Here is a 24,426-nt window from a genome sequence, read left to right as displayed (position 1 = left end):
TGCCCTGGACGGTCAGCGCGTAGGTGGCGGTGTGTGTGGCCGTCTCGCCGGTGCCGGTCACCGTGACGTTGTAGGAGCCGGCCGGGGTGGTCGGGGCGGTGGCGATGGTCAGGGTGGAGGAGCCGCCCGAGGTGACCGAGGCGGGGTTGAAGCTGGCCGTGGCCCCGGTGGGCAGGCCGCTGGCCGACAGGTTGACCGCCTGGGCGTTGCCGGCCGTGGTCTGGGTGGCGATGGTGGTGGTGGCCGAGGAGCCCGCCTGCACCGTGCCCGAGCCCGGGTTGGCCGAGATCGAGAAGTCACGGGTCTGCGTGCTGCCGACCTGGAGGGTGTAGACGGCGCTGTGCGTGGTGGTGCCCGCGCCGTTGACGGTGATCCGGTAGCTGCCCTGCGCCGCCGAGGAGGCGACGGACAGGGTGAGCGTCGAGGAGTTGCCGGAGGTCACCGACGACGGGGAGAAGCTCGCGGTGACGCCGCTCGGCAGGCCGGTGGCGCTCAGGTTGACGGTCTGCGCGCTGCCGGACGTGGTCTGGGTGCTGACCGTGGTGGTCACCTGCTGGCCCGGCTGCGCGCTGCCCGAGGTCGGGTTGAGCGACAGGGAGAAGTCGTTGCCCGGGGTGCCGCAGGCGGGCTCGCCGGACGCGGCGGCCACGGCGATCGCGCTGAAGGACGCCTTGGTGGTGTTGCACTCGACGCTGTTGGCGCCGTAGAGCTCGATCGCCGCCGCGACGGCCGCGGCGCGCACGTTGGTGTAGCGCCAGGACGACGTCTTGCGGTTCAGCGCGCCCATGTAGATCTTGCCGGCCTTCTCGATGCCGATGCCGGTCACCGAGGAGGGCCCGCCGGAGCAGATGGGGCTGGACGGCTTGCCGCCGCCGGGGTTGCTGCCCTCGGCCAGCAGGTAGAACCAGTGGTTGATGGGGCCGGCCGCGGCGTGCACCTCGGTGTTGGGGATCGAGGTGGACCAGCAGTTGGGGTCGCCGAGCGCCGACGGGTTGTACATGTTGCGGATGGGGCCGTCGCCGACGAGGTCCACCTCCTCGCCGACCAGGTAGTCCGGCGGGTCGTTGGGGTTGTTGGCGTAGTGCTCGGTCAGGACGCCGAAGATGTCTCCGGTGCCCTCGTTGATGCCGCCGTTCTCGTTGCCGGACCCGGCGCCGCCGGGCGTGGTCTGGAAGATGGCGTGGCCGAACTCGTGCGCCACCACGTCGATGGGCGTGGCCTGGCGGGTGTTGGCCTGGTTGTGGCCGAAGTTGGTGTAGCTGCCGTTCCAGTAGGCGTTGACGTCGCTGAGGCCGACGCGGGCGGGGAAGCCGCCGCCGCTGCCGTTGATGCCGTTGCGGCCGAGCCAGTCGCGCAGCATGTCCCACTCGCGCTGCACGGAGTACAGCGCGTCGACGCAGGCGGTCTCCAGGTCGGTGCCCTGGCCGTTGCCCCAGCTGTCGTCGGTGCCGGTGTAGGCGGAGCCGTTCTGCCCGCCGCACTTGATGCCCGGCCGGGTGGTGTCGGTCATGGAGTACGAGCTGCCGGAGCCGCTCGTGTTGATGGTGACCTGACCGTAGTAGTAGCCGTTGCCGGTGCCCGCGCGCACCTGGTCGTAGGAGTCGGCGATCTCGCCGGTGCGGGCGTCCACGAAGACGTGCTGGATGCTCGGCTTGCCGTCGGCCAGGCCGCTGACGACCGCCTCCCAGGTGAGCCGCGGCTTGCCGCCCCAGGTGAGCACCACCAGGCGCGGGTCGGCGGTGTCGTCCACCCGGGCCAGCTTCGTCTTGGCCACCCGCAGGGCGCGTGCGGCGCTGATGTCGGGCGTGGTGGCCAGGTCGGCCGGGGCGGGCCCGGACTCGGCGACGGTGTCGCGGACGTGGCCGGCGGAGTCGGTGACGACCACGGCGTCGCCGCCGACCATCGGCAGACCCTTGTAGGTGCGCTCGTAGGAGACGAAGAACATGTCGCCCGCGCCCTTGACGACCTTCAGGCGGCGGTACGCCTCGTCGGTCCCCTTGGCGAGGTTGTCCATGCCGCTGGAGATCGCCTGGTCGGCGACGGCCGCGGCGCGGGACTCGGGGTCGGCGGCGACGCGCGCCTGCGCGCCGGAGCCCTGCTGGGCCGGGGTGGCCCCGGGCGGGGCCGCGAAGGCGGGTAAGGCGGACAGCACCATGGCCGCGGCCGCGGTGATACCCACGGTCGCGGCGGCCAGGCCCTTGCGTTTCACGCTTGTGCTCCTTTCGGCTGTCCCCGGCCGGCCGCCCGGGTGGGCGCGCGCGGGCCCGCGTCGCAGGGGTCACCTGTGAGCACGGGCCGGCCGGGAAGCGGGGGGTGTGTCGCACGTGCGAAGGATCACTGCGAGCCAGACGGTAGGCGCTTGTCACAGAGCTGGGAATCCGTATGCATATCGGTAGGCATACTGATAATTCCGACGCTTCCGACTACAGGGCCTTCGCCGCGCTCAGCACCGGCAGGTCGGCCGGGCTGGTGAAGGGGCGGGGGACGCCCTGAAAAGCCGAGGCCGGCCGAGAGCCCCGGGCCGGCCTCAGAACTGCTGAGTGGGCGGCTTGGGGTCGGGGTACCCGGACCGGGAGACCTCCTGGCCGGGTTCGAGCTCGGCGCCGAGCTGGGCGGTCCACGGCACGCCGGCGCGGGTCTCCGGCGTCTCGACGCGGAAGCGCGGCAGCGCCTCGGGGAAGTTCTCCCGGACGTAGCGGACGAGGTGCTCGCGGACGTCGCACTTGAGGTCCCACGCGGAGGGCGAGTCGGCGGCGCTCATCAGGGCGCGCAGCTCGACCAGGCCGTTCGGCAGGATGTCGGTGACCTGGAGGGTCCAGTCCTTCTGGTCCCACAGCGGGTTGGACTGGATGAAGGTGTACAGCTCCTCGCGCAGCTTCTCCACCGGCACCGACCAGTCCACCCGCAGGAACACCGCGGCGACGACCCGGCTGCCGTGCCGGGTCCAGTTCTCGAACGGGTTCTGGGTGAAGTAGGAGACGGGCAGCACGAGCCGCCGCTCGTCCCACAGCCGGAGCACCACGTACGTGAGCGTCAGCTCCTCGATGCGGCCCCACTCGTTGTCGACCACGACCACGTCGTCGAGGCGCAGCGCGTCGCTGAAGGCGAGCTGGAGGCCCGCCAGGGCGTTGCCGATGGTCGGCTGGGCGGCGATGCCGACCACGGCGCCGGCGATGCCCGCGGAGGCGAGCAGCCCGGCGCCCAGCGCCCGCACCTGGGGGAACGAGAACAGCATCGCGCCGACCGCCACCACGATGATGGTCGCGGCGGCGATCCGGCGGACCAGCGCGATCTGCGTCATGATCCGCCGGGCCCGCCGGTTGCGCTCGCCCTCGACCCGAACGAGCCGTTCCAGCACCACGTCGGTCAGCGCGTAGCTGGCCTGGACGATGAGCCAGGTGACGGAGGCGATCGTGACCAGCCCGAGCCCCCGCTCGACGGTCGAGGACAGGTCGCGCTCCTGCGAGCTGCTGCCGAACATGCCCGGCCCGAACACGAAGTTGGCCGCCACCACCGCGGCCACGGCGAACGCGGGCCACGTGCAGTGCTCCACCAGGTGCCCGGCGAGCGCCGAGCGGCGCCGGGCCCGGATCAGCAGCCTGCGGACGATCTCCACGACCAGGATCGCCCCCACGACGGAGACGGCCAGGATGGGCCAGTCAGCCGGCGACTGCACGTGTCATGCCCCCAATGTCGTTAAAAGCTGGACTTAAAAGGTCTCGTCAAAACTCACATTGCCCTCAACTGCCACCTGGTAAGCAGAAACCCGGCGTTCGAAGAAGTTCGCGAGCTCCTGCACGTCCTGGAGTTCCATGAAGGCGAACGGGTTGGCGGTGCCGTACCGCGTGGGCAGGCCGAGCCGGGCCAGCCGCTGGTCGGCGACATACTCAAGGTACTCGCGCATCTGCTCCGCGGTCATCCCCGGCATGCCGTCGCCGCACAGGTCCCGGGCGAAGGCCAGCTCGGCCGCCACCGCCTCCTCCAGCATGGCGGTGACCTGCTCGGCCAGTGCGTCGTCGAAGAGCTCGGGCTCCTCGGCGCGCACGGTGTCCACCACGCTGAACGCGAACTCCATGTGCATGGACTCGTCGCGGAACACCCAGTTCGTCCCCGTGGCCAGGCCGCCGAGCAGCCCCCGCGAGCGGAACCAGTAGACGTAGGCGAAGGCGCCGTAGAAGAACAGGCCCTCGATGCAGGCGGCGAAGCAGATCAGGTTGAGCAGGAACTGCCGCCGCTCGGCGGCCGTCTCCAGCTGCCGCAGACCGTTGATCGAGTCGATCCACCGGAAGCAGAACTCCGCCTTGTCGCGGATCGACGGGATGTGCTCGATCGCCGCGAACGCCTTGACCCGCTCGTCCGGGTCGGGCAGGTACGTGTCGAGCAGCGTCAGGTAGAACTGCACGTGCACCGCCTCCTCGAAGAGCTGCCTGCTCAGGTACAGGCGCGCCTCGGGGGCGTTGACGTGCTGGTAGAGGTTGAGCACGAGGTTGTTGGCGACGATCGAGTCGCCGGTGGCGAAGAAGGCGACCAGCCGGTTGATCAGGTGGCGCTCCTGGGGCGTCATCCTCGCCAGGTCGGCCAGGTCGGAGTGCAGGTCCACCTCCTCGACCGTCCAGGTGTTGCGGATGGCGGCCCGGTAGCGCTCGTAGAAGTCGGGGTAGCGCATGGGGCGCAGCGTCAGGTCCATTCCCGGGTCAAGCAGCATGTCTGGAAATCTCCGTACGTGGGGTGTTCTTCGGGGTGACGGTCGCGCGGCCTACTGGCAGGCCTCGCAGACCTCCGGGTTCTCCAGCGAGCAGGCGATCGCCGCGGCGGCCTCCTCGGCGGCCGGGAGCGCGGGCGCCGGCACGGCGCCGGTCCCGGCGGCCGGCGCGGCGGTGAACGCCGCGGAGCCCGCCACGGTGGTCTGGGCGATCCGGGTGGCCGGCCGCGAGCGCAGGTAGTACGTGGTCTTCAGGCCCTTCTTCCAGGCGTAGGCGTACATCGACGAGAGCTTGCCGATGGTCGGGCTGGCCATGAAGAGATTGAGCGACTGCGACTGGTCGATGTACGGCTGGCGGGCCGCCGCGAGGTCGATCAAAGCCTTCTGCGGCAGCTCCCAGGCGGTCCGGTACAGGCTCCTGAGGTCGTCCGGGACGCCGGGGACGTCCTGGATCGAGCCGTCGGCCCGCTTGATGGCGTCGCGCATCTCCTGGGTCCACAGGCCGCGCGCCTGCAGGTCGGCCACCAGATAGCGGTTGACCTGGAGGAACTCGCCGGACAACGTCTCGCGCTTGAAGACGTTCGACACCTGCGGCTCGATGCACTCGTAGCAGCCGGCGATCGAGGCGATCGTCGCGGTCGGCGCGATGGCGATCATCAGGGAGTTGCGCAGGCCGGTCGTGGCGATCTTCTCGCGCAGGGCGTCCCAGCGCGGCGAGGCGGCGGCGCCGGCGTAGTGGTCGGGGTGCAGCACTCCCCCGGCCGCGCGGGTGTCGGCGTAGGAGGGGTGGCGGCCGCGCTCGGCGGCGAGGTCGGCGGAGGTGTCGTAGGCGGCCAGCGCGATCTCCTCCGCGATGCGGGTGGACAGCTCCAGCGCCTGCGGCGAGTCGAACGGCAGGCGCAGCGTGAAGAACACGTCGGCCAGCCCCATCACGCCGAGCCCGATCGGCCGCCAGCGCCGGTTGGCCGCCTCCGCCTCGGGCGTCGGGTAGAAGCCGAGGTCGATGGTGCGGTCGAGGAAGCGCACGGCGGTCCGCACGGTGGCGCGCAGCCGCTCCCAGTCCAGCTCCGCGCCGTCGCGCAGGTGCGCGGCCAGGTTGACCGAGCCGAGGTTGCACACGGCCGTCTCGGCGTCGCTGGTGACCTCCAGGATCTCGGTGCACAGGTTGGACAGGTGGATGACGTTCTCCGGCCGGGCGGTCTGGTTGGAGGTGCGGTTGGCCGCGTCCTTGAACGTCATCCAGCCGTTGCCGGTCTGGGCCAGCGTGCGCATCATCCGCCCGTACAGGGTGCGGGCCGGGACGCGGCGCACCTGACGCCCCTGCTCCTCGTAGGCCCGGTAGGCCCGCTCGAACGCCTCGCCGTACAGGTCGGTCAGATCCGGCACGTCCTTCGGGTCGAACAGCGACCACATCTCGTCGGCCTCGACCCGGCGCATGAACTCGTCCGGCACCCAGTTGGCGAGGTTCAGGTTGTGCGTGCGGCGGGCGTCCTCGCCGGTGTTGTCGCGCAGCTCCAGGAACTCCTCGATGTCGGCGTGCCAGGTCTCCAGGTAGACGCAGGCGGCGCCCTTGCGGCGGCCGCCCTGGTTGACCGCGGCGACGGACGAGTCGAGGGTGCGCAGCCACGGGACGATGCCGTTGGAGTGCCCGTTGGTGCCGCGGATGAGCGAGCCGCGGGAGCGGACCCGGGTCCACGCGATGCCGATGCCCCCGGCGTACTTCGACAGGCGGGCGACCTGGCCGTACCGGTCGTAGATGGCCTCCAGCTCGTCGCGCGGCGAGTCGAGCAGGAAGCACGACGAGAGCTGCGGCCGGCGCGCGCCCGAGTTGAACAGCGTCGGCGAGCTCGGCAGGTACGACAGGGTGCTCATGAGGGCGTACAGCTCGGCCGCCTCGGCGACGGTGGCGGACAGGCCGCAGGCGACGCGCAGCAGGAAGTGCTGCGGGCGCTCCAGCACGGCGCGGGTCTCGGGGTGGCGCAGCAGGTAACGGTCGTAGACGGTGCGCAGGCCGAAGTACTCGAAGCGGTCGTCGGCGTCGGCCGGCACCAGAGCGTCCAGCTCGGCGGCGTGGGCGGCGACGAAGGCCGCCAGCTCGTCCTGCACCAGCCCGGCCGCGTGGGTGGCGGCGACGGACTCGGAGAACGACCGCACCCCGCACGACGCGGCCTCGGCGGCGATCTCCTCGGCCAGCAGCCGGGCGGCGACCCGGGAGTTGGCGGGGTCGGTGATCACCCGGGCGGCGGCCTCCTCGATGGCCAGCCGGCGGTCACCCTCAACGATGGTCGTCACGTGCTCTCTCCTCGCGAGCTCACCCCGGTGAGGGCGCGCGAGAGCACGGCGGCGCGGGTGGTTCCCGGCCGCGACGGCCCCCGGGCCCTCCCTCGAGGCCCTGGACAGGTCAGCCGGTGGTGCTCCGGCAGCGCTGGCAGGTCTTCGGGCTCGCGGGCAGGCGCGCATGACCGCTCACGCGGTCATGCGCTCGGTCCTACTGGCCGTCGCTTCCCGGATGTGCTCCAGTGCTCTGTGACGGCGGTCGTTCCCGCTCACCGCTGCGGGGCAGCCCCGGAATCGCACCGGGTTCCCTTTTGCTCCGCCCTGACGGGCGAACCAGCGACGAGCAGGATCCTACATCTAGTGCCCGCTCACGCAACTAGCACCGCATGTTGTGCTGGTCGTGTCGACGAGCCCGAGGTCGCGGAGCACCCCGCGGGTGCGGCCGATCTCGGTGGCGAGCCAGGCGGCGAAGTCGTCCCCGAACAGCGGGATGGCGCTCCAGCCGCGCCTGCGGCACACCTCGCGCCAGGGCGCCGAGTCGGAGACGGCCTCGCACATCTCCAGTGCGGCGTCGCGCGTGTCGCCGGCCATGCCGTGCGGGCCGACGGCCGCGCACCAGGCGGCGAAGTCCACCCGCACCCCGCTCTCCAGCAGGCTCGGGGCGTCGATCCCGTCGACCCGGTGCGCGCACGAGACGGCCAGCGCCCGGAAGCGTCCCTTGCGGATGTCGTGGCGCCAGTCGGCCAGGGCGCCGGCGGCGGCCGCCACCTTGCCGCCGAGCAGGGCGCCGGCCACCTCGGCGCTGCTCGGGTAGCCGGTGTAGACGACCTGGCGGGTGTCGGCGCCGAGGCCCCGCGCGACCAGGCCGAACAGCAGGTGGTCGGGCTCGCCCCGCGGGCCGCCGGCCAGCACGGTCTCACCCGGCCGGGCCAGCAGGTGGGCCCCGAAGTCCTCGAAGTCGCGGAACTTCGAGGCGGCGGGCACGACCACGACCTCGATCTCCCCGGCGAGCCGGGCCAGCGGGGTGGCGGTGTCGAGGATCGCGGGCCCGTCGCCGAGCTCGGCGGCGGCCAGCGCGGGCAGGCCGGTGACGGTGATGGGGGTCGCCTGGTCCTGCCGCGACACGGCGAACCCGGCGTCCCAGGCGGCGGTGGCCAGCGCGTGGGCCACGCGCGTCCAGCGGTCGCCCTGCGGCACGATCGTGAACCGGCCGCGCACGCCTCGGCCGGGGGCGCCCCGCGTGCCGCAGCCGGCGAGCCCGGAGGCCGCCAGGGCGAGCCCGAGTGCGATCACCTGCCGTCGGCGCATGGTGGGCCTCCCCCGGTCCGCGAGGCGCGGCCTCGCTACACCAGGTTAGCTAACCATCACGAGCCGTCACACTTCGGGGCTACTCCCCTCAATGGGGTGCTTCCACCCCACACCCGCCATCAGGTACGACCCCGCGCCCGGCTCGCCCGCCAGGCGGGGCCGATCGGGACGCCAGTCCGCCGCGTGCACCAGCCCGGGCTCGACCAGGGCGAAGTCGCCGAAGAAGCGCCGGATCGCGGCCGGCGACCGCTCGGCGCCGCCGCCGCGGGTGTTCGGGGTCGCGCGGCCCGCCCCGGCCGGGCGGCCGGGGGTCACGGAGTGGGTGATCACCAGGTGGCTGCCCGGCGCGAGCGCCTCGCGCAGCCGGGCCGCCATCGCGTACGGGCCGTCCGCGTCCGGGATGTAGTGCAGGATCCCCACCAGCAGGACCCCGACCGGGCGGCCGAGGTCGAGCACCTCCGAGGCGCCGCGCAGCACCTCGTCCACGTCGAGCAGGTCGGCCTGGAGGAAGGCCCGGCGGCCCGGGCCGGGCCCTTCTCCGTCGTGCTCGCCCAGGAGCGCCCGCGCGTGCGCCGCCACGACCGGGTCGCGGTCGACGTACACGACCCGGGCGTCCGGGACGATCTCGTGGACGCTGCCCTGGGTGGGCAGCCCGCTGCCGAGGTCGAGGAACTGGCGCACGCCGGCGTCGGCCAGGTGGCGCACGGCCCGCCGCAGGAAGCCGCGGTTGGCCCGGGCCATCGGCACGGCCTGCGGGACCAGCGCGACCAGCCGCTCGGTCGCCTCGCGGTCGACGGCGTAGTTGTCGTGGCCGCCGAGCAGGTAGTCGTACATGCGGGCGACGTTCGGCGTGTGAGGATCGAACTCGGCCACATCCGGATCTTAGGTCGAGATTGCTCCGTTAACACGACCTTTGTGCGATTGTGGCCATAGTGCCGCGCGAATTTATTCGACTGTGACGCTCTTGGCGAGGTTGCGAGGCTTGTCCACATCACGGCCGAGCGCCACGGCGGCGTGGTAGGCGAGGAGCTGGAGCGGGATCGTCAGCAGGATCGGGTCGAGCTCGATCTCGTTCTTCGGCACCACGATCACGTCGTCGGCCAGCTTCTCGTCGGGCTCGCGGTGGCCCACCATGAGCACCTGGCCGCCGCGGGCGCGGATCTCGCCGAGCGTGGTGAGGTTCTTGTCGAGCAGCTCGTCGTCCGGGACGATCGCCACCGTCGGCATCTCCGGGCCGATCAGCGCGAGCGGGCCGTGCTTGAGCTCGCTGGCCGGATACGCCTCGGCGTGGACGTACGAGATCTCCTTGAGCTTCTGGGCGCCCTCGCGGGCGACCGGGTAGCCGCGCACGCGCCCGACGAACATCATGCTCGGGTACGGGGCGTACTTCCGCGCCAGCTCGGCGATCTTGTCGTTCTGGGTGAGGATCTCCTCGATCTGCCCGGGCAGCCGGCGCAGCCCCTCGACGATGCGGCGGCCGTCGGCCGGCGACAGGTCGTGGACGCGCCCGAAGTGCAGCGCCAGCAGCGCGAAGGCCAGCGCGGTCGAGGTGAACGCCTTGGTCGAGGCGACCGAGACCTCCGGACCGGCGTGCAGGTAGACGCCGCCGTCCACCTCGCGGGCGATGGCGCTGCCCACCGCGTTGACGATGCCGATGACCCGGCCGCCCTTGCGCTTGAGCTCCTGCACGGCGGCCAGCGTGTCGTAGGTCTCGCCCGACTGGCTGATCGCGACGTAGAGGGTGTCGGGGTCGACGACCGGGTTGCGGTAGCGGAACTCGCTGGCCGGCTCGGCGTCGGCCGGGATGCGGGCCAGCTCCTCGATGAGCTGGGCGCCGATCTGGCCGGAGTAGTACGCGGAGCCGCAACCGATGATCTTGACGCGGCGGAAGGAGCGGGTCTCGCGGGCGTCCATGTTGAGGCCGCCCAGGTGGGCGATGTGGAAGCGCTCGTCGAGGCGGCCGCTCATGGTGCGGGCCACGGTCTCGGGCTGCTCGGAGATCTCCTTGAGCAGGTAGTGCTCGTAGCCGCCGGTGTCGTAGTGACCGGCGTCCCAGTCGACCGTCAGCGGCTCCTTGGCCGTCTCGCGGGCGTCGCTGGCGAAGGTGTGGAAGCCGTCGGCCTTGAGCACGGCCAGCTCGCCGTCCTCCAGGTGGACGACCTGGCGGGTGTAGCGGACCAGCGCGGCCACGTCGGAGGCGGCGAACATCTCCTTCTCGCCGATGCCGAGCACGATCGGGCTGCCGTTGCGCGCCACGACCACCTCTCCCGGCCGCTCGGAGTCCACGACGGCGATGCCGTACGTGCCGACGACGCTCTTGAGCGCCTTGCGGACGGCCTCCTCCAGCGTGTCGGTCTCCTTGACGGTGCGGGCGATCAGGTGGGCCAGCACCTCCGTGTCGGTCTCGGAGGCGAACACCGCGCCGTCGGCCGCCAGCTTGGCGCGCAGCTCGCCGGCGTTCTCGATGATGCCGTTGTGGACGACGGCGACGCGCTCGTCCGACGACAGGTGCGGATGCGCGTTGACGTCACTCGGGACGCCGTGCGTGGCCCACCGGGTGTGACCGATGCCGAGCCCGCCCTTGAACTTGGCCGGCATGACCTTGGCCAGGTCGGCGACCCGGCCCTTGACCTTGCGGACCTTGAGCCCCTTGTTGGACACCACGACACCGGCCGAGTCGTACCCGCGGTACTCCAGCCGCTGCAACCCCTCCAGCAGGATGGGCGCGGCGTCCTTGGGGCCGACGTAGGCGACGATTCCGCACATCCGACATCTCCTATCCGTCGTCATCCGCCTTCACCGGGAAGACGGACATCCGTTGTTCGTTCGGCGAACCGCCGGCCTCAGCCGTAGACGATGCGGCGCAGCTGCCGCAGGGACAGCTCGGGCGCCGCGACGCGGCGCCCCCTCAGCTCCGCGGCCACCCTGGGGAAGATCTCGTCGTTGGTGAGACCACGGGACTTCAGCTCGCCGTGACGCCGCCGGACGAACTCCTCCACCGGCTCGGAGAAGTACGCCAGCACGTCGGCGACCACGCGCGCCGCCTCACCGGGGCCGAGCCCGCTCGTCCGGGTGAGGTGGACGATCAGCTCCTCGAAGGGGTGCGACGTCGTGGACACAGACGAGGACACTACGCACAGGGAACGCGACACGCCAACATCCTGCCCGAAATCGGGCAGGAATAGCCTGCCGGACACGGTCTCGCGGCGCCCCCGAGCCTCTCGCATGGTTGATTACTGTGCGTAGTGTATCCGTGTCGATCCGTGGAGGTTGTCATGCCGCACTGGGCTGCCGCCGGTCTGGTCACCGGTCTCGCCGCCGGTCTGCTCACCGTCCCCGGCCCGCTGCCGGGCCGCCAGGCGGACTTCACGCGGGCCGCCGCGGAGTCCGGGGTGCCGGTGAGCGTGCTGCTGGGGGTGTCCTACCTGGAGTCGCGGTGGGACTCCAACGGGGGGCGGCCGAGCACGGCGGGCGGGTACGGGCCGATGCACCTGGTGGGCGGGCTCGCCGGGGACCGTGAGCCCGCCGGGGCGGCCGGCGGGGCAGCGGGAGGCGCGGCGGCCGGTGAGGCGGCGGGAGGCGCGGCGGCCGGTGAGGCGGCGGGAGGCGCGGCGGCGACGCTGGCGCGGGCCGCGCGGCTCACCGGACTGCCGGTCGCGCGGCTGCGCGCCGACCCGGCCGCGAACATCAGGGGCGGCGCCGCCGTCCTCGCCTCCCTCCAGGAGCGTCCCAGCTCCGACCCGGCCGACTGGTACGACGCCGTCGCCCGCTACGCCGGGACGGGCGAGCCGGCCGCCGCCGGTGGCTCGCGGAGCTTCGCGGACGAGGTGTTCGCGGTGATCCGGGAGGGAGAGGCCCGCCGTACCGACGACGGCTTCGTCGTCCGCCTGCCCCCGGTGCCCGGCCTGCGCGCGCCCGCCGGGCCCCCGCTGCGTCTGGCTCGGCAGGCCGAGTGCCCCGCGACGCTCGACTGCGAGTGGATGCCCGCCGTGTACGAGCGCACGAGCGGGGGCGGCTACGGCAACCACGACCGGCTGCCCGCCACCACGACGCGGCGCATCGACTACATCGTGATCCACGACACCGAGGGCCGCTACAGCGGCATCCGCTCGATGGTGACCGACCCCGACTACGTGAGCTGGCACTACACGGTGCGCTCGGGTGACGGGCACATCGCCCAGCACGTACGCACCCGCGACGTCGCCTGGCACGCCGGCAACTGGGACGTCAACGCCCGCTCGATCGGCATCGAGCACGAGGGCTACCTCGCCAAGGGGGCGACCTGGTACACGGAGGCGATGTACCGTTCCTCGGCCCGGCTGCTGCGCTACCTGGCGGATCTGTACAAGCTGCCGCTCAACCGGGCGCACGTCCTCGGCCACGACAACGTCCCGGGCACGACGGCCGAGAGCCATCCGGGCATGCACGAGGACCCGGGCCCGTACTGGGACTGGGCCCACTACCTGGAGCTGGCGGGCAGCCCGATCGGCGGCGTGCCGGTCCGCGACCCGGCCCTGGAGGCGGTGAGCGCCCCGGCGGACGGCGGGCCGGCGTACGGTGAGCCGGCGTACGGCACGCCCCTCGACGACACCGCGCCCGCCGACCTCGCCCCCGCCCCCGCCCCCGCCCCCGCGGTCGCTCTCGCATCCGATGCCGACGCCTCCGTCTCTGACGGCGACCCGGCCATGGAGGTCCTGGCCGACACGGCGACCGCTCCTGGCACGACCGGCGCCACCGGCGCGGCAGGCGCGGCGGACACGGCGGACACGGCGGGCGCCGCCGGCGTCGTGCCCGCCGCGGATGGCGCCCCGCGCGGCAAGTCGGTGATCATCCTGCCCTACTACGGCACCAACCAGCCCCGCTTCACCGGCTGCGTCAAGGACAAGCCGGCACGGGCCTGCGAGCCGCACGGCGCCTCGTCCGTGTGGCTGCACACCGAGCCGCGCGACGACGCGCCCCTGGTCGACGACATCGGCAAGCGGGTGGGCAAGCCCAGCACGTACGGCGTGTACGACCACAGCGCCCGCGCCTCCACCGGCCAGCGCTACGCGGTGGCCGACCGGCGGGGCGACTGGACGGCGATCTGGTACCTCGGGGTGAAGGCGTGGTTCCACAACCCGGCCGCGGCGCCGACCGCGATCCCCGCCCGCGGGCCGCTGGTCACGCCGCGCCGGGACGAGGTCCGGGTGTACGGCCGGGCCTACCCCGGCCATCCCGCGTACGAGGGGACGGGCGTCGCCTACCAGGAGCGCACGCCGCTGGCCTACGTCATCCGGCCCGGCCAGACCTACTCGCTGGGACAGACCCTGACGGCCTCGTACCTCAAGGGCGGCTCCTTCGACCGCGACGCGCACGTCCTGGTGACGGGAACCCGGCGGTTCTACCAGATCCAGCTCGGCCACCGGGTGGCGTTCGTGCGGGCGCGGGACGTCCGCGTGATCCGGTGAGCGACCGGCCCGCGCGCCCGATCCGGCGGCGATCCGGCGATGATCCGGCGCCCGAATTGGGCGCACGAATTCGGCCCGGAGGCCGCCGGACGCGCGCGGGCACTCCCAGGAGGCGATATGGTTTTCCCGTGGCCGGCACTTCGCCGGAGACACGCGGAAGTGGCTCAGTGGTAGAGCATCACCTTGCCAAGGTGAGGGTCGCGGGTTCGAATCCCGTCTTCCGCTCGGAGTTCGACTCCTGGTGGAGTGGCCGAGAGGCGAGGCAGCGGCCTGCAAAGCCGTCTACACGGGTTCAAATCCCGTCTCCACCTCGGCCAGGCGGCGGGTCCTCCCGGGATCCGCTAAAGTAAAAAGCAGCGCCATGCGGAAGTGGCTCAGTGGTAGAGCATCACCTTGCCAAGGTGAGGGTCGCGGGTTCGAATCCCGTCTTCCGCTCTGAGTTTCAACTCAATACGGACGATTAGCTCAGCGGGAGAGCGCTTCCCTGACACGGAAGAGGTCACTGGTTCAATCCCAGTATCGTCCACACCTCATGACGAGACCCCGGGCCGCGAAGCCCGGGGTCTCGTCGTTCCAGGCGCCGGGGGGGCTACCCGGGCTCCCCTTCGGCGAGGGCCCCGGCCACCGAGCGCCGTCCCGCCAGCCGGTGGAGCACCAGCAGCGCGTACCCGGTCACCACGAAACACGCCGCCAGCACGGCCGCCGCCACCGCGAACCCGTCCCAGCCGAGCCGCCCCACGTCCAGGAACGGGTACACGTACCTGCGCCGCGTGCCCGGCGGCAGCGACGGCGCCCGGACCAGCACGAACGCGGCGTACACCAGCGGGAAGGCCAGCCAGCCGAGCGGCGCGGCCCACGAGGGCCGGCGGTCACGGTCCCACACCAGCCAGTCGGTGACCGCCATGAGGGGCGTCACGTAGTGCAGCAGGAGGTTGCCCATCCCGCGCGGCCCGCGGTCGAGCAGGAGGAGCGGGTCGCCGCCGCCCGTCAGGTAGAAGTGCGCGACCAGGCCGGTGATCGTGAGGTAGAGCGTGACGGCGCCCTTGAGCCCGGCCGGGCCCTGGCCGCCGAGCAGCCGCCAGCCGTAGTAGAGCACGAGCAGGACGTTGCTCTGCGCGGTGAAGTACACCCACGGCGTGCGGATGGCCGTCGCCAGACAGACGATCCCCACGACAGCGGCGGACACCATCGCGACCCGGAAGATCACCCGCATCCCGCCACCCTACTCACCCATGTCCCCGCCAACAGCCCGTTTGCCGACATGTACCGACGAGGGCCGCCACGGGTAGGGAAACGGACATGACGACCACGCCTCCGGTCACCCCCGAGACCGTCTTCACCTACGGCGCGCCCCGGCTCAAGTTCGGCGACGGCGCCTCCGACGAGATCGGCTTCGACCTGAGCCGGTACGGCGACGTCCGGCGCGTCCTGATCGTCACCGACCCCGGCGTGGCCGCCACCGGCGCGCCGCACCGGATCGCCGAGCGGATCCGCGCCCACGGCCTCGACGCCCAGGTGTACGACCAGGTCCATGTGGAGCCGACGGACGCCTCCCTGGAGGCCGCCGTCGCGCACGCCCGCGCCACCGGCCCCTGGGACGCGCTCGTGGCCGTCGGCGGGGGCTCCAGCATCGACACCGCCAAGGCGGTCGACCTGATGCTGACCAACCCCGGCGAGCTGATGGACTACGTCAACGCCCCGGTCGGCGGCGGCCGGGCCCCCGCCGAGCCGCTCAAGCCGCTCGTCGCCGTGCCGACGACCACCGGCACCGGCGCGGAGAGCACCACCATCTGCGTGCTCGACGTGCTCGCGCTCAAGGTCAAGACCGGCATCAGCCACGCCGCGCTGCGCCCGTCGCTCGCCGTCGTGGACCCCCGCCTCACGCTCACCCAGCCTCCCGGAGTGACCGCCTCGGCCGGGATGGACATCCTCTGCCACGCCGTCGAGAGCTACACCGCCCGCTGGTACGCCTCGGGCGAGCGCAGGCGTCCCGAGGAGCGCGTGCCGTACTGCGGCGCGAACCCGATCTCCGACCTGTGGGCCGAGCAGGCCATGCGGCTGCTGGCCGGGGCGTTCCGGCGCGCCGTGCGCCACGGCGACGACGCGGCGGCCCGCGGCGAGATGGCGCTGGCCGCGACGTTCGCCGGGCTGGGGTTCGGCAACGCCGGCGTGCACGTCCCGCACGCCAACGCCTACCCGATCGCGGGCCGGGTGCGCGACTTCCACCCCAAGGACTATCCGGGCGAGGAGCCGATGGTGCCGCACGGCGTGTCGGTGGCGCTCACGGCGCCGGAGGCGTTCAGGTTCACGTTCGCGGCGGCGCCGGAACGGCATCTGCGGGCCGCGCGGCTGCTCGCGCCGGACCGCGAGGAGCCGTCCGATCCGGCCGAGTTCCTGCCGGGCGTCCTCATCGACCTGATGCGCGACGTCGGCGTGCCCAACGGGATCGGCGCCGTCGGCTACGGCACGGGCGACGTCGAGGCGCTGGTCGAGGGCACGATGCGGCAGCAGCGCCTGCTCGCGACCGCTCCCCTGCCGGTCACCGAGGACGACGTGGCGGGCATCTTCACCCGCTCGATCGAGCTGTGGTGACGCCCGGCCTCAGGGCGCGCTCCCCGGCCGCGGCCACGAGGTCCGGCAGCCCTCCCACGGCGGGGCTCATCCCACCGGGTCCGGCAGCGCGGCCGTGAGGTCGAGCTCGACGAGCCGGCCGGTGAAGCCCAGCCGGGCCACCCCCAGGAGCGTGCCGGCGGTCGTGAACGCCGTTGCCGGAGGCGGCGGGCGCGTCGGCGACCACCTGGTCGGGGCGAGGACGTCGCCCTGGCCGACGACGGCGCCTGTGCGCGCGGGTGATCGTGGCGGACGGCGCCCCTCGCGGGCCACGGGTTCACGGCGCAGGTGTGGACCGCCGCCGCTGGGGCACGGGTACCGGCCGAGGGGGCCGGGCCTGGCGGAACGTGGCCGCGCCCTGCGGGAACAGGGCCGGACGGCCGTGGGCTGAGCGTTCCTGCCGGGAGGTGCGTACGGATCGCCGCCGGTCACTACCCTGGTCTCACGGGCGGTAAGGGTCGCGGCGCTCGCCGCGAAGGGATGGGTGACGCTGTGACGGTGGACGCCGAAGTGCAGATCACGGACCTCACGGTCAACGATCACGCATGTCTGACCTTCGGCGAGCCGGAGGAGCTCCTCGACCTGACGGCGGCGTTCGTCCGCGACGGCCTGTCGGACGGGCTGCGGGTGGTGTGGCTGTCGGAGGAGCCGCAGGAGGCGCTGACCGAGCTGGGCCGCCGCGGGATCTCCGTGCTCTCCGCCACCGCCGCCGGGCGGATGGAGGTGCTGGCCTGCCAGGACGGCCTGCTGTCGGGGCAGGCGTTCGCGGTGGAGCACGCGATGGGCTGGCTGCGCGACCAGATCGAGCAGACCGCGGGCGAGGGCTACTCCGGGCTGCGCGTGGCGCTCGACATGGGCTGGGCGCTGCGGCCGATCAGCGGGATCGACCAGTTGCCGGCGTTCGAGAAGGAGATCGCCACCGCGCTGGCCGACACGAGGGTCTCGGTGCTGTGCCAGTACGACCGCGACCGCTTCGACCCGGTCACCCTGGCCTCGGTGTCGCCGTTCCACACCCGCTCGGTGGCCGCCGCGACGTACCACAGCTCCCCGCTGCTACGCATATGTCGCCAGTACGCGCCACCCGGCATCCGGCTGGCCGGGCAGATGGACCGCACCGCCGAGGAGCCGCTGAGGATGGCGCTGACCGAGGCGATCCGGGGGGAGGGCGACATCACGGTCAACATGGCGGAGCTGGCGTTCATCGACCTGTCCAGCGCCCGCATGATCCTGGACGCGGCGCGCAGCATCGCCCCTGACCGGAAGGTGGACCTGCGGTGCAGCAGGCTCACGGCGTCGAGATTCGTCCTGTTGGGGGCCGGCGGCGTTCCGGGGATCAGTCTGGTGACCGGTCATGGTCGATGACGAGTCCGTGAACATCACGCCGCCCGCCCAGGAGGAGCGGCGCCTCATCCTCGACCAGCCGTTCGACGCCGACCTGCTGTACGCGCTGCGCGCCACGCTGGAGGCGCACGCCACGCACGCCGGCATGCCCGACGGCCGGGCCACGGACCTGGTGATCACCGTGCACGAGCTGGCGACCAACGCGGTGGTCCACGGCGCGGGGACGGGCCGGGTGCGGATCTGGCGGGCCGGCGACACGCTGCGGTGCGAGGTCAGCGACGCCGGCCGGGCCACGCGCCCCGTCGCCCCCGTTCCGCGCCCCGACGCCGACCCCGACTCCGACGCCCGCACAGGCACCGGCACCGGCACCGGCACCGGCACCGGCACCGACGCTGTCGTCGCGGATGCCGCCCGATGGCCGGTCGAGCACGGGCACGGGCTGTGGATCGCCCGCTTCCTGCCCGACCGGTTCACGATCGGCTCCGGCCCGGAGGGCACGGTCGCGGTCGCCGACTTCGCCCTTCCTCCGGACGGGCACGACGAGCCGTTCGGCCTCACCCGCCACGACCGGGGCTCGCACATCCTGCTGGAGCTGTCCGGGTCGCTCGGCGACGAGGCCGCGCGGGAGCTCGCCGTCGTCGTCCGCGAGATCGTCTCCGCCGACCCCGAGCCGCGGCTGCTGGTCGATCTGGGCAAGGTCACGTTCTGGGACGCGATGGGCGTGGCCGCGCTGATCACCGCGCAGCAGCAGGTGGACGCCGCCAAGGCCGGGGCCATGGTGCTGACGGGCCTGACCGCGGACTTCCGGCGCCGCCTGGACGCGCTCAGCCCCGCGCCGCTGACCGTCGGCGACACCCACGACGAGGCCGTGGACCGGCTCCTGCCGCCCTCCTGAGCTCACGGGAAGGGCCGGCCCCCTCGCGGGCGGACCGGCCCTTCGCGCTCGCGCGGGCGTCAGCCGAGGCCGTTGCGCATCGCCGTGATCAGCTCGCCGCCCGTGGTGTCGCCGCTGAGCTCCCAGAAGAACGAGCCGCCGAGGCCCTGGTCCTTCGAGTAGCTCATCTTGCCGCCGATCGTGGCCGGCGTGTCATAGCTCCACCACTGCCCGCCGCAGAAGGCGTAGGCGGTGCCGGCGACGGTGCCGGTGGCGGGGCAGCGCGTCTTGAGGACCTTGTAGTCCTCGATGCCCTGCTCGTACGTGCCGGGCGCGGGGCCGGAGGCGGTGCCGCCGGGCGCGGCCTGGGTGACGCCGGTCCAGCCGCGGCCGTAGAAGCCGATGCCGAGCAGCAGCTTGCTCGCGGGGACGCCCTTGGACTTGAGCTTCTGGATGGCGTTGTCGGAGTAGAAGCCGGGGGTCGGGATGCCGCTGTAGGAGGTCAGCGGCGAGTGGGGGGCGGTCGGTCCCTGCGCCGCCCAGGCGCCGAAGAAGTCGTACGTCATCACGTTGTACCAGTCGACGTACTGGGCGGCGCCCCCGTAGTCAGCCGCGTCGATCTTGCCGCCGGACGTGCCGTCGGCGGTGATGGCGGCGGTGACCAGGTTGCCGGAGCCGAAGCGGGAGCGCAGCGCCGACATCAGGTTCCTGAACGCGGCGGGGCCGCTGCTGTCGCAGGTGAGGCCGCAGGCGTTCGGGTACTCCCAGTCGATGTCGATGCCGTCGAACACGTCGGCCCAGCGCGGGTCCTCGACGAGCCGGTAGCAGGAGTCGGCGAAGGCGGCGGGGTTGGCGGCGGCCTGGGTGAAGCCGCCCGACCAGGTCCAGCCGCCGAAGGAGAACAGCACCTTGAGGTTCGGGTACTTCTTCTTGAGCTTGCGGAGCTGGTTGAAGCTGCCGCGCAGCGCGCCGGCGTCCCAGGTGTCGGCGACGCCGTCGACGCTCTCGGCGGCGCTGTAGAAGCGGTCGTAGTCGGCGTAGCTGTCGCCGATGGCGCACTGGCCGTTCTGCACGTTGCCGAAGGCGTAGTTGATGTGGGTCAGCTTGGCGGCCGAGCCGCTGGTGTCGATGTTCTTGACGTGGTAGCCGCGCTGGTAGACGCCCCACTGGACGAAGTAGCCGAGCAGCTTGTTCCCGCCGCCGCCGCCCCCGCTGGTGGTGGCGGTCACGGCCGCGCTCGCCGCCGACACGTTCCCGGCCGCGTCACGCGCCCGCACCGTGTACGTGTACGACGTGCTCGCGCTCAACCCAGAATCGGTGTACGACGTCCCGGTCGCCGTCGAGACCAGGGTGCTCCCCCGGTACACGTCGTAACCCGTCACCCCGACGTCGTCCGTCGAGGCGTTCCACGCCAGCGACACACTGCTCGACGTCACCCCCGTCGAACGCAGGCCGCCCGGCACGCTCGGCGCCTGCGTGTCGCCGCCGCCGGTGACGGGCTTCCAGAGGGCGGGCACGTTGGGCGGCTCCCAGCCGGTCTGGGAGGTGTGGCCTTGGATGCACTCGTAGGTGACGCCGTTGTAGGTGACGCGGGCGCCGGTGGCGTACGCGACGTTCGGCGCCCATTCGGCGAGGAGGGCCGCGGCGGCCTGGACGCTGCTCGGGGCGGCCGCCTGGGCGGCGGGCGGGACGGCGACGGCGGCGGTCAGCGGCAGCAGGAACGCCGCCACCCCCGCCAGGACCTTGCTGAGGGGTCTGTGTCTCATGATGCTCCGACATCCGGTGTCTGGGGGGTGGGATGGGAGTGGACCCTCAGGAAACTATTAGGAAAGTTTCCTTTAGATTTAGAGACGACGGTAACTCCTGCCTGCGGCGGCGTCAACAACGGCAGTGAGGATCGAGCCCGTACGAGAGCTCAGCCGTCCGCGGAGAAGCGCTGGAACTCGGCGAGGACGCGGGCCGCCTCCTCCGTCCCGACCGGCGGGCAGGCGTATCCGGCGGCGGCGATGTGCGCGCACAGCTCGGGGTCCGGCCGCAGGTGGTGGACGCGCAGGTAGTAGGTGACCGTGTCGGTCCAGACGTGGACGCCGTCGGTGCGGAAGCTCACCGGCACGACCTGGCCGCGTCCCGGATCGACGCGGTCCACGTCGAGGCCGGTGGTCGTCAGGAAGGGCGTGCCGGCCTCCAGGTAGCGGGCCAGCCGCTCGCGCTCCTCCGCGTCGAGCACGCGGGGATGGCCGGGCTCGAAGTACGGCACCCCGTCCCTGACCCCGTCGAACACCCGGGCGACCTTGATCATCCGTGTCCCCCGGACTTGTGGCGGTCGAGCACCGACGGCTGCCAGTGCGTGATGGCGTACAGGCTGATGAGCTGCTCCTTGTCGATCTCGCGCAGCGGCAGCCCGTCCAGCAGGCGGCGGAACGACTCGGAGTCGTCGCCGTGCTCCCGGTGGTGGCCGACCGGCTCGGGCGGCCCCGCCTGGATAGCGCCGCCCAGCGTGGCGTCGGCGAGGGCCAGCGCGAGCCGCACCTGCGCCTGGATGACGCCGGGCTCCAGCGTCCCGTCGAACAGCCGGAACTGGACGTGGTCGCCGACCTGCCCGCGCACCTCCGTCATGCTGACGGCCGACGTGGCGCCGTTGGCCTCCGCCAGCGCCCCGAAGTAGTACGGCCGCAGGCCGGGCCTGGGCATGTTGGGCACGCACTGGTCGTATCCCCGGTGCAGGCCGCCCTCGGCGAGCGGGTTCTGCGCCAGCCGGAACAGGATGTCCTGGTTGGCGCGGACGTTGTCGAGGAGCTTGAGGTAGTTGACGACCGTGCGGTAGTCCGGCGTGCCGACGTGGATGTGCCCGCCGACGCTCATCCTGACCTCACCCCCGTGAGCCCGGATGATCTCCACGACCCGGGCGAGGTTGCGCCAGGTCTCAGGGGTGTCACGCAGGATCGGCGAGATGACCTCGCCGGCGACGTCCCGGCTGGTCTCGGTCTCGACCCACCAGCCGGAGGCGTCCTCGTCGTAGCCGCGCTCGTGGCCGGCGTGGTGGTCGAGGACCCGCCGGTCGTGGCTGAGGCCCGCCTCGTGCAGGGCTCGGGCGATCGCCTCGTTGACGGCCGGCCGCCGCTCCGGCAGCACCTCGGGCAGCGCGTACTCCAGCTCCAGCCCGAACGCCCGCCGGCTCCCCCCGGAGTCCAACAGCAGCGGCACGACGTCCCCCACCCGCCACCGCGTCTGGAAGATCGCCTGCGCCTGGTCGCGGATCCCGTCGAAGACCATGGGGGCGTCGGTGTAGCCGAAGTGGTGGACGGGGGCGGCCGTTCCCGCCGCGTCGCCCATGGCGTGCCAGCTCACGTGGTAGAGGTTGTCGAGCATGTTCTCGTACCAGTGGAGGCGGCGCGACTCCTCGAACGCGGGCCGCAGGGCCGTGATCTCGTCCATGACGGTCTCCATCTCGGCCCGGGTGAGGGTGTTGTCGAGCCACGCACCGTCGATGTCCATGAAGTGGTGGGAGAAGTCGTTCTGGGCGAACTCGACCCTCTCCTCGTGGAACGAGAAGGACCGGCTCAGGTCCAGTCCCGTCAGTGCGACCCCGCGATGGGCGTGCCAGTTGAGGCGCCGGCGGTCGGTGTTGGACACCAGCGCGTCGAGCAGGCCGAGTCTCCTGCCCGGCTCGCCCTCCAGGTACCGGTTCAGCTCCCTCGCGGTGAGCTTCTCGACCGGGGTGCCGTCGACGAACTGCATGAAGACGGCCTCACGGTTGAACGGATCACGGACGATGTGCGGCACCGGAGCGCCGATGGCGCGGCCGACGAGCGAGGCCAGCACGTCCTTGATCAGCGTCACCTGGCCATAGGTGTGGAGCTTGCGGATGAGGACCAGGCCGTCGGAGTGGAAGCGGACGCGCTGCACGATGCCGTGCTGGCCGTGGCCGAGGAACGTCACCGTGGGCCGCTCCCGCTCCAGCCGCGTCTTGAGCGTGGCCTCGTCGATCGGCCCTCCCGGCAGCTCGCGCACCTCCCGGTGCACCTGCATCGGGACGGCCGGCTGCTCGTGCGGCCGCTCCGGCCGGACCTGGTGCCAGGTGCCGTCCTCGCGGAAGACAGGGCGGCCGTCGGGCAGATACTGCGGCACTCCGCCTGTGTGGGGCAGCCGGTCCGCGCCGATGTAGACGTACTTGTCGGCGGCGACGACCTCCCGGCCGGTGATGTCGGCGATCTCCTGGAGCGCGGCGCGGTTCTGGCCGATGTCGCAGGCGATGAGGCGGATCTTGGCGTCCGGATCGGCCATCACCTTCGGATCGTGGGCGAGCATCGTGCCGACGTCGCGGGCCGACAGCCGCCGGTCGCCGATGACGAAGCCGTCCCGGTCGGCCTGGATGCCCACGTCGAGGACGCCCTCGGTGTGGCGCAGCAGCCGCATGTCGGCGGTCGGCAGGGCGTGCCGGCCGGGCTCGCGGTACCAGAGGCCGGCGTCGACCTCGATCCGGGACTGGCGGACGAGCTCCCGGTGGGTGTCGGTGAGCTCGGGCACCCGGCGCCCGCCCTCATGGCCGCCCTGGTGGCCGGGGTGGCCGTCCCCGGCCGCGCCGTCCCTTGAGGCCGCGCCGTCCCTTGAGGCCGCACCGTCCCGAGAGGCCGCACCGTCCCGAGAGGCCCCGCCGTCCCGAGAGGCCGCGTCGCGGGAGGCGCCGGACGTGCCGTCGTGCGGGACGCCGCCGGGCGACTCGGCGCGGCCGGGGTGGTCGGCGCCGCCGAAGTGGTGGGCGGCTCCGGCGCCGGCGAGCACGCGTTCCCCTCCCGGCGCGGGGCCCTCCGGCCGCGCGGCGGCCCCCGCCTTGTCGGTGAGGCCCGCGAGGCTGGTGAGGCTCTTGTCGGTGAACGCCGCCTCCCCCAGGCGCGGCGCCTCCCCCAGGCGCGGCGCCTCCCCCAGATGCGGCAGGTCGAGGCCGGCGACGTTCTTGAGCGGGACGTGCTCGGCGCGCCCCACCCGCCCGTCGATGCCGCCGGCGAAACCGGAGACCAGCGCCTTGGCCAGGTTCTCCGGGGTGAGCTGCCCCGACTCCATGAGCATGGGCACCGAGCCGAGGACCGAGGCGACGGCGCTCTGCGTCGCGACCCCGCCCATGGTGTGGCTGAGCCAGGCGGCGACCCGCTCGCGGGCGGTCATGTCGGCCTTCAGCACCCCGCCGCCGAGCATCCTGGGCCCGCCCAGCCGGACGACGCCCGCGCCCAGCGCCACGAAGGCCAGGCCGGTGAGCAGCCCGCCCTCCAGGGCCGCCGCCGTCTTCTCCCCGTCCCACGAGTGCCGCTTGCCCTCGGCGATCTGCCAGATCTGCACCCCGGCGTCCAGCCCGGTCATGAAGGCGATGCTGAGCAGCAGCATCTTCGCCACGATCCGGACGTTCAGGCGGGCGAGACGGCAGGCGGGGCCCTGGAACATCAGGGACCGGCCGCCCGTCAGCGGCGCGAGCGCCCGGGTGCGCAGCAGCACGAAGGCGAGCAGGACGAGGCACAGCGCGATGTACTTCTGCGTGTAGTCGCTGTCGAGGCCGTAGCGCTCCAGCCGGTCGGCGGCGTCCTCGCTGGAGGCCGCCAGCGTCTCCAGGAAGGAGGGGTCCTCGGTGGTGTACCGCTTCCAGTGGCCGCTGAGCGCGTCCGCGGCGGGCCCGCTGGCGTACTGGAGCACGAGCCGCAGGGCCTCGTCGCCCTCGGTGCCGGCCGTACGGCAGTGCTCGGCCGCCGCGCGCAGGACGCGGGCCTGGGCCAGGCACTGCTCGGCGTCGGTCGCCGGATAGTCCATGCCGACGACCCAGCCGAGCCACGGCTCGACGATCGGGAAGACCGGGCCGAGCAGCGAGCGCAGGTCCACGC

The 24,426-nt window shown here is 72.6% G+C and carries 17 protein-coding genes, 4 tRNA genes and 1 riboswitch; of the genes, 8 read left to right on the top strand and 13 right to left on the bottom strand.

Going from position 1 to position 24,426, the window contains the following annotated elements:
• The 8 genes from HT134_RS41815 to HT134_RS41780 form a co-directional block, all read right to left on the bottom strand.
• Window positions 1–2,209, bottom strand: a 2,209-nt coding sequence (locus HT134_RS41815; protein ID WP_312888850.1) for a M4 family metallopeptidase, incomplete at its 3' end; no start/stop codon positions are given.
• A 318-nt stretch (window positions 2,210–2,527) separates the two neighbouring features.
• Window positions 2,528–3,676, bottom strand: coding sequence for a mechanosensitive ion channel family protein (locus tag HT134_RS41810; protein ID WP_175606043.1), 1,149 nt, complete (start codon window positions 3,674–3,676; stop codon window positions 2,528–2,530).
• A gap of 33 nt (window positions 3,677–3,709) precedes the next feature.
• Entirely contained in the window at window positions 3,710–4,705 is a 996-nt protein-coding gene (locus tag HT134_RS41805) for a ribonucleotide-diphosphate reductase subunit beta (RefSeq protein WP_175606042.1), read from the bottom strand.
• A gap of 51 nt (window positions 4,706–4,756) precedes the next feature.
• The gene (locus HT134_RS41800; RefSeq protein WP_312888849.1) at window positions 4,757–6,994 is read right to left on the bottom strand and encodes a ribonucleoside-diphosphate reductase subunit alpha; all 2,238 of its coding nucleotides are present in this window, start codon (window positions 6,992–6,994) and stop codon (window positions 4,757–4,759) included.
• A gap of 118 nt (window positions 6,995–7,112) precedes the next feature.
• Window positions 7,113–7,332, bottom strand: a riboswitch (cobalamin riboswitch).
• A 4-nt stretch (window positions 7,333–7,336) separates the two neighbouring features.
• Window positions 7,337–8,287, bottom strand: coding sequence for a tripartite tricarboxylate transporter substrate-binding protein (locus HT134_RS41795; protein ID WP_175606041.1), 951 nt, complete (start codon window positions 8,285–8,287; stop codon window positions 7,337–7,339).
• 66 nt (window positions 8,288–8,353) lie between these two features.
• On the bottom strand, window positions 8,354–9,160 hold the full coding sequence (locus HT134_RS41790; protein WP_312888848.1) for an SAM-dependent methyltransferase: 807 nt from the start codon (window positions 9,158–9,160) through the stop codon (window positions 8,354–8,356).
• Between the two features lie 72 nt (window positions 9,161–9,232).
• The gene (gene glmS / locus HT134_RS41785) at window positions 9,233–11,053 is read right to left on the bottom strand and encodes a glutamine--fructose-6-phosphate transaminase (isomerizing) (protein WP_175606040.1); all 1,821 of its coding nucleotides are present in this window, start codon (window positions 11,051–11,053) and stop codon (window positions 9,233–9,235) included.
• A gap of 77 nt (window positions 11,054–11,130) precedes the next feature.
• The gene (locus tag HT134_RS41780) at window positions 11,131–11,406 is read right to left on the bottom strand and encodes a hypothetical protein (RefSeq protein WP_175606039.1); all 276 of its coding nucleotides are present in this window, start codon (window positions 11,404–11,406) and stop codon (window positions 11,131–11,133) included.
• Between the two features lie 156 nt (window positions 11,407–11,562).
• On the opposite strand from HT134_RS41780, the gene HT134_RS46525 reads away from it, so the two are divergent.
• From HT134_RS46525 to HT134_RS41755, 5 genes are all read left to right on the top strand, one after another.
• Complete coding sequence (locus HT134_RS46525; protein WP_246366484.1) at window positions 11,563–13,734, top strand: N-acetylmuramoyl-L-alanine amidase; 2,172 nt, start codon at window positions 11,563–11,565, stop codon at window positions 13,732–13,734.
• 153 nt (window positions 13,735–13,887) lie between these two features.
• Window positions 13,888–13,959, top strand: a tRNA-Gly gene (locus HT134_RS41770).
• 15 nt (window positions 13,960–13,974) lie between these two features.
• Window positions 13,975–14,045 (top strand) — tRNA-Cys (locus HT134_RS41765).
• 52 nt (window positions 14,046–14,097) lie between these two features.
• Window positions 14,098–14,169 (top strand) — tRNA-Gly (locus tag HT134_RS41760).
• Between the two features lie 19 nt (window positions 14,170–14,188).
• Window positions 14,189–14,260 (top strand) — tRNA-Val (locus HT134_RS41755).
• A 63-nt stretch (window positions 14,261–14,323) separates the two neighbouring features.
• Here HT134_RS41755 and HT134_RS41750 read toward each other — a convergent pair.
• Window positions 14,324–14,947, bottom strand: coding sequence for a Pr6Pr family membrane protein (locus tag HT134_RS41750; RefSeq protein WP_175606038.1), 624 nt, complete (start codon window positions 14,945–14,947; stop codon window positions 14,324–14,326).
• A gap of 86 nt (window positions 14,948–15,033) precedes the next feature.
• Here HT134_RS41750 and HT134_RS41745 point away from each other — a divergent pair, with 86 nt between their 5' ends.
• Window positions 15,034–16,326, top strand: a complete 1,293-nt coding sequence (locus HT134_RS41745; RefSeq protein ID WP_175606037.1) for a hydroxyacid-oxoacid transhydrogenase — start codon at window positions 15,034–15,036, stop codon at window positions 16,324–16,326.
• Between the two features lie 66 nt (window positions 16,327–16,392).
• Here the strand turns inward: HT134_RS41745 and HT134_RS45025 are convergent, their stop codons facing one another.
• On the bottom strand, window positions 16,393–16,617 hold the full coding sequence (locus tag HT134_RS45025) for a hypothetical protein (protein WP_217708994.1): 225 nt from the start codon (window positions 16,615–16,617) through the stop codon (window positions 16,393–16,395).
• Between the two features lie 225 nt (window positions 16,618–16,842).
• Here HT134_RS45025 and HT134_RS41735 point away from each other — a divergent pair, with 225 nt between their 5' ends.
• Window positions 16,843–17,706, top strand: coding sequence for an MEDS domain-containing protein (locus HT134_RS41735; protein WP_175606036.1), 864 nt, complete (start codon window positions 16,843–16,845; stop codon window positions 17,704–17,706).
• Entirely contained in the window at window positions 17,696–18,580 is an 885-nt protein-coding gene (locus HT134_RS41730; RefSeq protein WP_175606035.1) for an ATP-binding protein, read from the top strand. Before HT134_RS41735 ends, HT134_RS41730 begins: the two co-directional genes overlap by 11 nt.
• Window positions 18,581–18,639: 59 nt before the next feature.
• Here the strand turns inward: HT134_RS41730 and HT134_RS41725 are convergent, their stop codons facing one another.
• From HT134_RS41725 to HT134_RS41715, 3 genes are all read right to left on the bottom strand, one after another.
• Entirely contained in the window at window positions 18,640–20,325 is a 1,686-nt protein-coding gene (locus tag HT134_RS41725) for a glycosyl hydrolase family 18 protein (protein ID WP_175606034.1), read from the bottom strand.
• 149 nt (window positions 20,326–20,474) lie between these two features.
• Window positions 20,475–20,858 (bottom strand): hypothetical protein, encoded by a 384-nt coding sequence (locus HT134_RS41720; protein ID WP_175606033.1) that lies wholly within the window; start codon window positions 20,856–20,858, stop codon window positions 20,475–20,477.
• The gene (locus HT134_RS41715; RefSeq protein WP_175606032.1) at window positions 20,855–24,424 is read right to left on the bottom strand and encodes a DUF8616 domain-containing protein; all 3,570 of its coding nucleotides are present in this window, start codon (window positions 24,422–24,424) and stop codon (window positions 20,855–20,857) included. Before HT134_RS41715 ends, HT134_RS41720 begins: the two co-directional genes overlap by 4 nt.
• Window positions 24,425–24,426 lie beyond the last annotated feature (2 nt).

The sequence above is a fragment of the Nonomuraea rhodomycinica genome (assembly GCF_013363995.1).
Taxonomy (GTDB): Bacteria; Actinomycetota; Actinomycetes; order Streptosporangiales; family Streptosporangiaceae; genus Nonomuraea; species Nonomuraea rhodomycinica.
This window is presented reverse-complemented; position numbering and strand designations above follow the sequence as displayed.

Excerpts from the sequence above, each read along its gene's own strand:
- HT134_RS46525 (WP_246366484.1), top strand. The coding sequence starts at position 11,563 with ATGCCGCACTGGGCTGCCGCCGGTCTGGTCACCGGTCTCGCCGCCGGT.
- HT134_RS41795 (WP_175606041.1), bottom strand. The coding sequence starts at position 8,287 with ATGCGCCGACGGCAGGTGATCGCACTCGGGCTCGCCCTGGCGGCCTCC.
- HT134_RS41725 (WP_175606034.1), bottom strand. The coding sequence starts at position 20,325 with ATGAGACACAGACCCCTCAGCAAGGTCCTGGCGGGGGTGGCGGCGTTC.
- HT134_RS41720 (WP_175606033.1), bottom strand. The coding sequence starts at position 20,858 with ATGATCAAGGTCGCCCGGGTGTTCGACGGGGTCAGGGACGGGGTGCCG.
- HT134_RS41805 (WP_175606042.1), bottom strand. The coding sequence starts at position 4,705 with ATGCTGCTTGACCCGGGAATGGACCTGACGCTGCGCCCCATGCGCTAC.
- glmS (WP_175606040.1), bottom strand. The coding sequence starts at position 11,053 with ATGTGCGGAATCGTCGCCTACGTCGGCCCCAAGGACGCCGCGCCCATC.
- HT134_RS41730 (WP_175606035.1), top strand. The coding sequence starts at position 17,696 with ATGGTCGATGACGAGTCCGTGAACATCACGCCGCCCGCCCAGGAGGAG.
- HT134_RS41745 (WP_175606037.1), top strand. The coding sequence starts at position 15,034 with ATGACGACCACGCCTCCGGTCACCCCCGAGACCGTCTTCACCTACGGC.
- HT134_RS41750 (WP_175606038.1), bottom strand. The coding sequence starts at position 14,947 with ATGCGGGTGATCTTCCGGGTCGCGATGGTGTCCGCCGCTGTCGTGGGG.